Annotated in this window: 6 protein-coding genes; 4 read left to right on the top strand and 2 right to left on the bottom strand. The window is 60.6% G+C overall.

What is annotated here, in order from left to right:
* The first annotated feature begins 19 nt into the window (after window positions 1–19).
* The gene (locus AC1D35_RS19905; protein ID WP_113307193.1) at window positions 20–526 is read left to right on the top strand and encodes a GrpB family protein; all 507 of its coding nucleotides are present in this window, start codon (window positions 20–22) and stop codon (window positions 524–526) included.
* A 15-nt stretch (window positions 527–541) separates the two neighbouring features.
* Here the strand turns inward: AC1D35_RS19905 and AC1D35_RS19900 are convergent, their stop codons facing one another.
* Both AC1D35_RS19900 and polA read right to left on the bottom strand, forming a co-directional pair.
* The gene (locus tag AC1D35_RS19900; protein WP_113307192.1) at window positions 542–2,947 is read right to left on the bottom strand and encodes a DNA translocase FtsK; all 2,406 of its coding nucleotides are present in this window, start codon (window positions 2,945–2,947) and stop codon (window positions 542–544) included.
* 275 nt (window positions 2,948–3,222) lie between these two features.
* Window positions 3,223–6,222 carry a DNA polymerase I gene (gene polA, locus AC1D35_RS19895; protein WP_113307191.1) on the bottom strand — a complete coding sequence of 1,000 codons (3,000 nt, stop codon included), beginning with the start codon at window positions 6,220–6,222 and terminating at the stop codon, window positions 3,223–3,225.
* A gap of 425 nt (window positions 6,223–6,647) precedes the next feature.
* Here polA and AC1D35_RS19890 point away from each other — a divergent pair, with 425 nt between their 5' ends.
* From AC1D35_RS19890 to AC1D35_RS19880, 3 genes are all read left to right on the top strand, one after another.
* Entirely contained in the window at window positions 6,648–7,064 is a 417-nt protein-coding gene (locus AC1D35_RS19890; protein WP_113298126.1) for a MarR family transcriptional regulator, read from the top strand.
* 142 nt (window positions 7,065–7,206) lie between these two features.
* Window positions 7,207–8,595, top strand: a complete 1,389-nt coding sequence (locus AC1D35_RS19885; RefSeq protein WP_477939698.1) for a dipeptidase — start codon at window positions 7,207–7,209, stop codon at window positions 8,593–8,595.
* 848 nt (window positions 8,596–9,443) lie between these two features.
* Window positions 9,444–11,747: a transglycosylase domain-containing protein gene (locus tag AC1D35_RS19880; RefSeq protein WP_113307189.1), complete on the top strand. Its 2,304-nt coding sequence runs from the start codon at window positions 9,444–9,446 to the stop codon at window positions 11,745–11,747.
* Window positions 11,748–11,987 lie beyond the last annotated feature (240 nt).

Raw genomic sequence — 11,987 nt, 5'->3', positions numbered from 1 at the left:
CGAGACAAAGGATATGAGAATGGCCATTCACGTCGTCGACTACGACCCGGAATGGCCGTCTCTCTTCCGTCAGATCGTCGGCGATCTCGAGCCGTTGTTTACCGGTCTCCATCCGATCTTTCATCACGTCGGCAGCACGTCCGTCCCCGGACTGGCCGCCAAGCCGAAGATCGACCTGCACGCCGCCTTTGCGAGCGCGGATGTCCTTCCCGAGGCGATCGAACGCGCGCAGTCGCTTGGCGCCTTCACCTTTCACGGTGACAAATACCAGCAACAGACCTGGACCTTCACCAGCGGCAAGGGCTCACACGGCGCCCGGCTCTATCTCTGCTCGGCGGACAATGTCGTGTTGCAAGACCGGATCGCTTTTCGGGATTATCTCCGCTCCCATCCAGAAAGAGCGAACGCCTATGCCGCCCTCAAGCTGCAGCTCATGGGCGAGGCGAATGACGATTGGGATTATTATACCGGGGGCAAGCGCAACTTCGTGCTGGAGACGTTGCGGCTGGCTTCTGAGAAGCAGTAACCAGCCGCGCTCCGATTATTCGTTATCGCCGCGGCCTGAGACGATCTCGCGTTTGCCGACATGGTTTGCCGGGCCGACCAGCCCTTCCTTCTCCATGCGCTCGACGAGCGAGGCGGCTCTGTTATAGCCGATCCCGAGGCGGCGCTGGATGTAGGACGTCGAGCACTTCTTGTCGCGCATGACGACCTTGACGGCCTGCTGGTAAAGCTCGTCGCCATCCTCGGCGCCCATGGCGCTCTTGTCGAAGACGGCGCCGTCCTCTTCATCCTCGCCTTCCTCTTCCTCGCCGGCCGTGACCGTATCGAGATATTCCGGCCGGCCCTGCGTCTTCAGATGCGCCACAACCTTCTCGACTTCCGCGTCGGAAACAAAGGGGCCGTGGACACGGGAAATGCGGCCGCCGCCCTGCATATGCAGCATGTCGCCCTGGCCGAGGAGCTGTTCGGCACCCTGTTCGCCAAGGATCGTGCGGCTGTCGATCTTCGAGGTGACCTGGAAGGAAATGCGGGTAGGGAAGTTCGCCTTGATCGTGCCGGTAATGACATCGACGGAGGGACGCTGCGTCGCCATGATGAGGTGGATGCCGGCGGCACGCGCCATCTGGGCGAGACGCTGGATCGCGCCTTCGATCTCCTTGCCGGCGACCATCATCAGGTCCGCCATTTCGTCGACAATGACGACGATATAGGGCATCGGCGCGAGATCCAGCTCCTGCTGCTCCTCGATCGGCGCACCCGTCTGCCGGTCGAAGCCGACCTGGACCATGATATGGATGGTCTCGTCCTTTTCGCGGGCCTGGGAGACGCGGCCATTATAGCCGTCGATGTTGCGCACGCCGAGGCGCGACATCTTGCGATAGCGCTCTTCCATCTCGCGCACGGCCCATTTCAGGGCCATGACCGCCTTCTTGGGATCGGTGACAACAGGCGTCAGCAGGTGCGGAATGCCGTCATAGACTGACAGTTCCAGCATCTTCGGATCGACCATGATGAGGCGGCACTGCTCCGGGCTCATGCGGTAGAGCAACGACAGGATCATGGTGTTGATGGCGACGGATTTGCCCGAACCGGTCGTACCGGCGACCAGCAAATGCGGCATCTTGGCAAGTTCGGCGATCACGGGTTCGCCACCGATGGTCTTTCCGAGGCCGAGCGCCAGCTTGTACCCGCTCTTGTCGAAATCCTCGCTCTCGATCATCTCGCGGAAATAGACGGTTTCGCGCGTCGCATTCGGCAGTTCGATGCCGATGACGTTGCGGCCGGGAACGACAGCCACACGGGCCGATAGTGCCGACATGGAGCGGGCGATATCATCCGCAAGCCCGATGACGCGGGAGGATTTCACACCCGGTGCCGGCTCGAATTCATAGAGTGTAACGACCGGACCGGGGCGGACATGGATGATCTCACCCTTGACGCCGAAATCCTCCAGAACGCTTTCCAGGAGGCCGGCATTCTGCTCGAGCGTTTCCTGCGACATGATCTCGCCGAGCCGCTCCGGCGGCTCCTGCAGCAGGGCGCGCGGCGGGAATTCGTAGCCGGAAGCGTCGATCTTATCGACGACAATGCGTGACGGCCGAACCGGGGACAGTGCAGGGGCGACGATCTCGACGCGGGACGCCGGCGGCACTTCTGCCGCTACCTGCTTCGGCCGGATCGCCGGAGCTTGAACCACTTGAGCCTGAACGACTGGGACTTCAACGATCGGAGCCTGGACGACCGGAGTTGCGACAACCGGCTTCTCGGCAACGCGGGCTACCGGCGACCGTGCGGGGCGGACCGGCGCGGAGGAAACGGGCAGCGCGACGCGCGGCGTTACCGGCGCCGGATTATGCCGACCCGGGCGCCATTCCATGATGCGGAAGCGTGAGGTGATCGATTCGGGCTCAGCATGCTGCTGCAATGCGATGACCGGGGTACGCGACGGCTCGGCATCCGTCTCTTCGAAGGCCATAACCTCCCAGAAGGCGAAATCCGAAATGGAGGAAAGCTCCGCCGCAGCCCGCAAGGTCGTTTCGATGGGAGCCATGGCAACCGACTGCGGCTGAGGTTCAGGCTGCGGCGCGACGACTGGCTCGGTCACTTCGGGCAGATAGATGTCGAATGGCACGTTCACCATGATCGGCGCGCGCATCTGCGGCGCTGCTACGGGTCGCGGTGCCGGCACTGCCTCGGCCTGCGGGGCCGGAGGAACAAAGATTTCCTCACGAACCTGCTTCTCCGGCGCATGGCGCTTGCTGATCAGCGTTTCAGGCGTGCGCGTGAAACGGACATTCGGGGCGAGCGAGAAATTGCTCTGCCAGAGCGGTGGAACCGGTTTTTCGCCTTCATACTCCAGGGGCGCATTTTCCGCGGGATGTTCGTCTTCAAGTCCGGCAGAAAAATCTCCGGCATCCGTCAAATTGGTTCTTGGAAAACGCATGCGACAGCTACTCACTCATGCCTAATAATTTCTGACATCCCTCCGGATAGAAAATGAAGGTTAATAAGTTCCTTCCAGCCGTCTCGTTCCGGGACTGCCAAAAGGACGAAACCTCATTGGTTTCAGAGATTTGACTCTTCAGGAAAAATCTTTGGGGTAATTTGACGAAGCGCCTAAAGCGCGTCGCGATCTTTCAGATTCGCTTGCCGCACTTTAGGCTTTCGTTTTCGCATATCGTTACCGCAAAACGGCTGCACAGTTTTGCGCGACATGCCTCAGTGCGCTTCGTCCCAATTGGAAGCCGCGCGTGCATCGACCCGAAGCGGCACGCGCATTTCAAGCGCCGGCGAGGTGGCGTTTTCCATGACCGAAACGATGATCGGCATCGCCTTTTCGACATCCTCGTCTTCGACCTCGAAGATCAATTCGTCGTGCACCTGCAAGAGCATGCGCACCCGATCGGCAAGCCCGGCCTCGGCGAGCGCCGGCTCGATCTTGATCATGGCGCGGCGGATGACGTCGGCCGCGGAACCCTGGATCGGCGCGTTGATGGCAGCACGTTCGTTGAAGGCGCGCACTGAAGGATTCGACGAGCGGATTTCCGGATAATTGATTCGCCGGCCGAAGATCGTTTCGACATAGCCCTTGTCACGGGCCATCTGCTTGCGGCTTTCCATGTAGTCGCGGATGCCGGGGAAGCGTTCGAAATACTTCTTGATGTAGTCGCCGGCCTCCGAGCGCTCGATGGAAAGCTGGTTGGCGAGGCCGAAGGCGGAGATGCCGTAGATGATGCCGAAGTTGATGGCCTTGGCGCGACGGCGCACCTCGCCCGGCATGCCTTCGACGGGCACACCGAACATTTCGGAAGCGGTCATGGCGTGGATGTCGATGCCGTCTTCGAAGGCACGCACGAGCTGCGGAATTTCGGCGACATGGGCGAGTACGCGCAGCTCGATCTGGCTGTAGTCGGCCGAGATCAGCTTGTGGCCGGGTGACGAAATGAAGGCGGTACGGATCTTGCGGCCTTCGGCGGTGCGGACCGGAATGTTCTGGAGGTTCGGCTCCGAGGAAGAAAGACGGCCTGTTGTCGTCGATGCCAGCGAATAGGAGGTATGTACCCGTTTCGTCTCCGGATGGATGTAACCCGGAAGCGCATCCGTATAGGTCGACTTCAGCTTGGTGAGCTGGCGCCAGTCGACGATCTTGCGCGGCAGCTCGAAGCCTGCTGCCGCCAGGTCTTCCAGCACGCTTGCCGAGGTCGACCACTGGCCGGTCTTGGTCTTGATACCGCCGGCAAGGCCCATCTTGCCGAACAGGATGTCGCCGAGCTGCTTGGGAGAGCCGATGTTGAACCTCTCGCCGGCGAGCTGATATATTTCATCCTCGAACCTGGCTGCACCCTGGGCCAGTTCGCCCGAGAGGCGCGACAGGATCTGGCGGTCGACGGTGATGCCGCGTGATTCCATCCGCGCCAGAACAGGCAGGAGCGGACGTTCCAAACGCTCATAGACGCGCGTCAGCTGCATGGCGGCAAGGCGCGGCTTCAGCACCATCCAGAGACGCAGCGTCACGTCGGCGTCTTCGGCGGCATAGTGTGTCGCGCGCTCGATATCGACGAGGTCGAAGGTGACGTTCGACTTGCCGGAGCCGGCGACATCCTTGTAGGCGATCGGCGTATGACCGAGGAATTTTTCCGACAGCGGGTCCATGCCGTGCGCGCCGGTTCCGGCGTCGAGCACGTAGGATATGAGCATCGTGTCGTCGAAACTTTTCGTCTCGATGCCGTAGCGTTTCATCAGCAGGTAGTCATATTTCAGGTTCTGCGCCACCTTGAGGATCGATTCATCCTCCAGCAGCGCCTTCAGCCGCGACAGCGCATCGCCCATCGGGATCTGGTTGTCGGCGAGACCGCCGCCGAGCAGGTCCCCGACGCCCGTCTTGTGGCTGATCGGCACATAGGCGGCACGAATGCGCATGCCTGTCGGATCGGTCGCGTTATCGGCAATCGCCAGGGAGAAACCGACGAGCTCTGCCTGCATGGCATCGAGGGAAGTCGTTTCCGTATCGAAGGCGACGAGACCGGTATCCTTCGCATCGGCGATCCATCGATCGAGGGTGGCAAGATCGCGGATCGTCACATAGGAAGAATGGTCGAACGGCAGGGTCACAAAAGCCTCGGCACGCGCCTTGGCCAACTCGGCCGGCGCGAACGTGCCCTCGACCGCGGTCTTCGCCTTTGCGCGCGGCGGAACCGCGACGGCTTCGCCGCCGACGTCAGGGACAACACCGGCGACAGGCTCAGCTTCGGCCTTATCAAGATCCGGGCCATGCGCTTCAGCACCCCATTCGACCTTTACGAAGGCAGGTTCGATCTCGCTGGCGTCGCAATTACAGAATTCCGCTACACGGCGTGTCAGCGTGGTGAATTCCATGGTCTTCAAGAAGCCGATCAGTTTAGGGCCGTTCTGCGGTTCCAGGACGAGAGCGTCGAGATCGAGCTCCAGCGGCACATCGGTGCGCAGGCGCACCAGCTCTCGCGAGAGCTTTGCCTTGTCGATGTTTTCGAGGATCGTCTGGCGGCGCTTTTCCTGCTTGATCTCATGGGCGCGTTCGAGAAGCGTGTCGAGATCGCCATATTCGGCGAGAAGCTGGGCGGCCGTCTTGGGTCCGATGCCGGGAATGCCCGGAACATTGTCGACGGAATCGCCTGTCATGGCCTGCAGGTCGATCATCTTTTCCGGAGGCACACCCCATTTCTCGATGACATCGGGGATGCTGATCTGCTTGTCCTTCATGCTGTCGTACATGTGGACATTCGAGGTGACGAGCTGCATCAGATCCTTGTCGGAAGAGACGATCGTCACATCAGCGCCGGTGGCTTCGGCCAAGCGGGCATAGGTCGCGATGATATCGTCGGCCTCGAAACCTTCCGTCTCGATGCAGGGCAGATTGAAAGCGCGCGTCGCCTCGCGGATCAGACCGAATTGCGGCACCAGCTCCTCAGGCGGGGCAGAGCGGTTCGCCTTGTAGGCGTCATAGAGATCCTTGCGGAAGGTCTTCGACGAATAATCGAAAATGACGGCGAGATGGGACGGCGTGGCACCCACGTCTGTCGCGCGCGCATCCCTCAGCAGCTTCCACAGCATGTTGCAGAAACCCGAGACGGCCCCGATCGGCAAGCCGTCGGTTTTGCGCGTCAGCGGCGGCAATGCGTGAAAGGCTCGGAAGATGAAGCCCGAACCGTCGATAAGGAAGAGATGATCGCCTTTTTTCATGGCAGCATGGATAGCGCGGCGGCTTTGCGAGGTCCATATAAACTTGATTGCACAAAAGCACTCCGCCTCACCAAACTGTTACCAATTTGTAATAGGCGGTTTTTTCCGTTTCCCTTGAAAAACCACATTCTCAATCACAAATCACAGTCACCGGCGTTTGATCGCGCCGCGGGTCTGATAGCCGGCTTGTCCCCCGCCGCGTCAGGCTTGGACAAAGGCCTCATCCCCCTCTCCGGGCCTTTGTCCCCATTTTCAAGCCGCCATGGCCTTTCCTCTAGGCCATGGCGGCTTTTGTTTTTCGGCGATTCGCTCCGGCACTCAAAAATTTATGAGCTCGCGCCTATGTTTTGATGCATCGTATGCGATTTGTTGCATTGTCTACTCGACGATTTTGAGCCTAACTTACAATCATGGGATTTAATCGAATGGATTCCGGAGCCTACCTTGCCAGCCAGCTGGCCAAGGGTTTTGCCCGCTCGCTGCATCAGCGCGCGGCAGGACTTGGCTTTTCTCCCGGCCAGTTCCCAATACTGCTGGAGCTTTGGGCCGAAGACGGGTTGACCCAGAAGCAGCTTCTGGAGCGTGTCGATATCGAGCAGGCGACGATGGCCAACACGCTTTCCCGCATGGTGCGCGATGGGCTGATCGAGCGGCGCCCGCACCCCACCGACAAACGGGCCCAACTGATCTTCCTCACAGAGAAAGCCAGGGCGATGGAGGCCGAAGCCATCGACACGGCACGCGAGGCCGATCTTGCGCTGTTCAAGGGCTTCCGGACCTTCGAGCGGGAACTGATGCTCGAATATATCCGGCGGCTGATCCAGAACGCCAAGGCGCTCTGAATTTATCCCGCGGCGCGCGGTTCAGCTTGAGCTTTACCGGCTGGCGCAGCGTTTGGCGTCGACGCGGGAATCGGAAAATTTGCCGCTCGAAACCGCAGTCAATTGGGTCTATCGTCCGGCCGAATTTCAGAAGGAATCGGAAATGACCGAACTAAATCCCATCCTTGCGCGTGCGGACCAGAATCTCGATTCAAGCCTCGAAAAGCTGTTCGAGCTCTTGCGCATCAAGTCGATATCGACCGATCCGGCCTACAAGGCCGAATGCCGCAAGGCAGCCGAGTGGCTGGTAGCCTATCTCAAGAAGCTGGGCTTTGATGCTTCGGTTCGCGACACGCCCGGCCACCCGATGGTTGTCGCCCATCATGAAGGTGCCGCGGCTGACGTGCCGCATGTCCTGTTCTACGGTCACTATGACGTGCAGCCGGTCGATCCGATCGAGCTCTGGGAAAACGACCCCTTCACTCCCGCCGTCAAGGATGCCGGCAACGGCCGCAAGATCCTGAMCGGCCGCGGCACTGCCGACGACAAGGGCCAGCTGATGACCTTCGTCGAGGCCTGCCGCGCCTATAAGGAAATCAACGGCGCACTTCCCTGCCGCGTCACCATTCTTTTCGAAGGCGAGGAAGAATCCGGCTCGCCGTCGTTAAAGCCGTTCCTCGAAGCCAATGCCCCTGAGCTCAAGGCCGATTACGCCCTCGTCTGCGACACCAGCATGTGGGATCGTGATACGCCGGCAATCGCGGCTGCCCTTCGCGGCCTTGTCGGAGAAGAAATTGTGGTGACGGCCGCAGACCGCGACCTGCATTCCGGCCTCTTCGGCGGGGCTGCCGCCAACCCGATCCATATTCTCGTCGAGGCCCTTGCCGGCCTGCATGACGAGACCGGACGCATCACGCTCGACGGTTTCTATGACGGCGTCGAGGAAACGCCCGCCAACATCAAGGCATCCTGGGAAGCGCYCGGCAAGTCGGCGGAAAGCTTTCTCGGCGAAGTCGGCCTCTCCATTCCCTCAGGCGAAAAGGGCCGCTCGGTCCTGGAGCTCACCTGGGCGCGCCCGACTGCTGAAGTCAACGGCATCTGGGGCGGCTATACCGGTGAAGGCTTCAAGACTGTCATTGCCGCAAAGGCATCGGCGAAAGTCTCCTTCCGCCTCGTCGGTACGCAGGATCCGGCTGCGATCCGCGAAAGCTTCCGCAACTACGTTCGCTCGAAGATCCCGGCCGATTGCTCGGTCGAGTTCCATCCGCATGGCGCCTCGCCGGCCATTCATCTTTCCTATGACTCGCCTGTTCTGACCAAGGCGCGCAATGCGCTTTCCGATGAATGGCCGAAGCCTGCCATTGTCATCGGCATGGGCGGCTCAATCCCGATCGTCGGCGATTTTCAGAAAATGCTGGGCATGGAATCCCTGCTCGTAGGCTTCGGTCTTTCCGATGACCGGATCCATTCGCCGAACGAAAAGTACGAGCTCGCCTCCTACCACAAGGGCATCCGCTCCTGGGTGCGCATCCTTGCGGCATTGAAGGCCTGAAACGAAAAAGGCGTGCCCGCGGTCTGCGCGGCACGCCATCCGAAATCTGCAAACAAAAAGGCCGGAGCAAACCGGCCTTCCGTTATCCGCCTCATCTCAGTGCCAGTACATCCGTGGTCAAAGGAGAAGCGGATAGTGCACAGCCAGAGTGATCCCGAAAGGTTTAGGGCCGGTAAACGGCCAACTCAACCAGATCGYGGAAACGGCACGACTGAACGTATGCTACATTTCCGGGCTGCGATTTCTGAAACCTTATATCGGAAGCCGTCTTTCATATTTCAAGGCGCCGTTGTGAACCTTGACAGGCGGTGTGCTGCTGCCGCGCCGCGGGCGGATGACTATCGCCATCATGGTCCCGTCATCCCTCAACAAAAAAGGACCCGACGCATCTGGTGATACGCCGGGCCTGATATCGATCGGCGCGTGTTGAGGGGAGACGGCCGATCTGAGCGGGACGTGAGGGGTATGTCCCGCTGCTGATAAAACTGCGGCAAAGCCTATTGGTTCCCTCACCAGGCGGAAGATATGCGGCGCTGGGGTCGCCGGCATCTCGCGCATCTCTGCATAGGGGCCGAGCGCCATCTTCGGCCGGCTCTCCTCCACCCTGTCGAGGCAAGGCATGCACGCTCCAGACCTCGCGCAGGCGAGCTTCATTCATTCTGTCGAGATTGCGCATCTCCAGCGAAGCGGAAAGTCGGCTGGTTAACGGAGAAAAAGCAGGCACAGGGGGTACTTGGCCGTCTTGGTGTTGTTCTTAACAGCCCGTTAATTCGCCGCATTTACAGTTCAATCGGATAAAACCGTTGCCTGGGGGCGCGGTCTTACAGCAAGGGTGCAGCCGCTCCACGATGGTAGCCAGACGCAGATCAGACGACAGGATCGAACCATCCTTCAACGGCCGCGGCGGCCGTGAGGAGGATGACGAATTCGCGCTCGATGCCGATGATCGCATCGACGGGCGGCACGGTTCCAAACGCACATCGAGATCGCCCGCTCCCCGTCGCGCACCGGCAAAGCGCCGTCCGGAGCCGCGCGAACGCGGCGGCCTGTTCGCATTCCTGCGCAGGCTCGTTTACTGGTGCATCGTGCTCGGCATATGGGCCGGCATCGGCGTGGCCGGGCTTGTGTTCTATTACGGTTCGCGCATGCCGAACGCCAGCACCTGGGCAATTCCGGAGCGGCCGCCGAACGTCAAGATCACCGCCGTCGATGGTAGCGCGATCGCCAACCGCGGTGCGACCGGCGGGGAGGCTTTGTCGCTGGACAATATGTCGCCCTATATTCCGGAAGCGATCATCGCCATCGAAGACCGGCGCTTCTATTCGCATTTCGGAGTCGATCCGTTCGGGCTGGCGCGCGCCTTCGTCAACAATGCGACCGGCCAACCGATCCAGGGCGGCTCGACGCTGACGCAGCAGCTTGCCAAGAATCTGTTCCTCTCGCCCGAGCGCACGCTGGAGCGCAAGGTGCAGGAAGTGCTGCTCTCCTTCTGGCTGGAGCAGAAATATACCAAGGATCAGATCCTTGCGATGTATCTGAACCGCGTCTATTTCGGCTCGAACGCCTATGGCGTGGAAGCGGCGGCGCGGCGCTATTTCAACAAGTCGGCGCGCGATGTGAACCTCGGTGAAGCAGCGCTGCTGGCCGGCCTCGTGAAAGCGCCGTCCCGTCTTTCTCCCGCCCGTGATCCGGAAGCAGCAAACGCCCGCGCGCAGCTCGTGCTGCAGGCGATGAGAGACCAGGGCTATATCAACGACGGCGAGATCAAGACGGCAATGTCGCAGACGCCGGCTTCTGCCCGCAGCTACTGGTCGGGCGCCGGACAATATGTCGCCGATATGGTGATGGACGAGCTGCAGGGGCTGGTCGGCGAGGTGAAGGAAGACGTCATCGTCGATACGACCATCGACAAAAATCTCGAAAAGAAGGCCGAGCAATCGCTGGTCGACGTGCTCGACAAGGAAGGCGACAAGTTCGATGCATCGCAGGCTGCCCTGGTCTCGATCGACGGCACGGGCGCTATCCGCGCGGTTGTCGGCGGCAGGGATTATGCGACGAGCCAGTTCAACCGCGCCGTGAAGGCCAAGCGCCAGCCGGGCTCCTCGTTCAAGCCATTCGTTTATGCTGCCGCGCTTGAAAAAGGTCTGACGCCGGATTCCGTCTTTAACGACGCTCCGATCCGCATCGGCAACTGGACGCCTGAAAATTACGAGAAGAAATACAATGGCGAAGTGACGCTGAGGACCGCGCTCGCAAAGTCGCTGAACACGGTGGCCGCCCAGCTCGTGATGTATGACGGGCCGGATCAGGTGATCAAGCTCGCTCACCGTCTCGGCATCGAATCAGACCTGCAGCCCAATGCCTCGATCGCGCTCGGAACCTCGGAAGTCTCGCTCATGGAACTGACGGCCTCTTATGCCGCCTTCATGAACGGTGGCTACAAGGCGACACCGCATGTGATCCGCAGGGTAACCACCACCGATGGCAAGGTGCTCTATGAGAACACCTACGACAATCCGCCGCGCGTGCTTTCCGAGCAGATCGTCGCCGAGATGAACATGATGATGATGGGCGTCATCAACGGCGGCACAGGCTCGAGCGCCAAGCTTCCCGGCTGGCAGGCAGCGGGCAAGACCGGTACGACGCAGAATTCGCGCGATGCGCTGTTCGTTGGCTTCACCAGCAACCTGACGACGGGCGTATGGTTCGGCAATGACGATGGCAAGCCGATGAAGAAGGTGACCGGCGGCGGGCTGCCGGCCAAGGCCTGGAAGGAATTCATGGTCGCTGCGCATAAGGGGCTTTCGCCGGCGCCGCTTTTCGGCATGGGCCAGATATATTCCGACCCTGGTACCGATCCCGGCAATGGCCAGCCGATGGCGCAGGCGCAGCCGGCGCCTGAGCAGCCTTCGACGGTCGGCAGCATCATTTCCGGAGTTTTCGGTGGGAATGGCGACCTGAACCGTTATCCGCCGGCCCCGGGACGACCGCAGGCGGCAATGCCGGTGAATGGCGGACCTGTGCCGCCCGCCGACGTGGCCGGCGGCGGCTATGACGACATGGTGCCGCCCGGTGACGTGGGCGGACCGAAGGCAGCATCAGGGGCGCAGACACGACGCACGACCCTGCTCGATCTCATCATGGGGCAGTAGGGGGCAGGAGACAGTATTGGGACGGGACGCGAGCATCTTTCGGGAACACGTTTCGCGCAAGTTCAGCGTGCAAGATTTGCACGGTTTGAAGGTGCAAAGCACACCCTTTTCCGGCTACTGTAAAAATTGAAGGCAACACATTCGTTTTGCTGGATTCCGGGCCATTTCTCGCCTTGCAGTCCAGAAAACCGCTCCTTATATACGCCGCATCACCGCAATCACGATTGCGTAATCTTAGTA

The sequence above is a fragment of the Rhizobium sp. P1_E6 genome (assembly GCF_056405875.1).
This window is presented reverse-complemented; position numbering and strand designations above follow the sequence as displayed.

Coding starts and splice junctions, on each gene's coding strand:
- AC1D35_RS19905 (WP_113307193.1), top strand. CDS start 20: ATGGCCATTCACGTCGTCGACTACGACCCGGAATGGCCGTCTCTCTTC.
- AC1D35_RS19900 (WP_113307192.1), bottom strand. CDS start 2,947: ATGCGTTTTCCAAGAACCAATTTGACGGATGCCGGAGATTTTTCTGCC.
- polA (WP_113307191.1), bottom strand. CDS start 6,222: ATGAAAAAAGGCGATCATCTCTTCCTTATCGACGGTTCGGGCTTCATC.
- AC1D35_RS19890 (WP_113298126.1), top strand. CDS start 6,648: ATGGATTCCGGAGCCTACCTTGCCAGCCAGCTGGCCAAGGGTTTTGCC.
- AC1D35_RS19880 (WP_113307189.1), top strand. CDS start 9,444: ATGGTAGCCAGACGCAGATCAGACGACAGGATCGAACCATCCTTCAAC.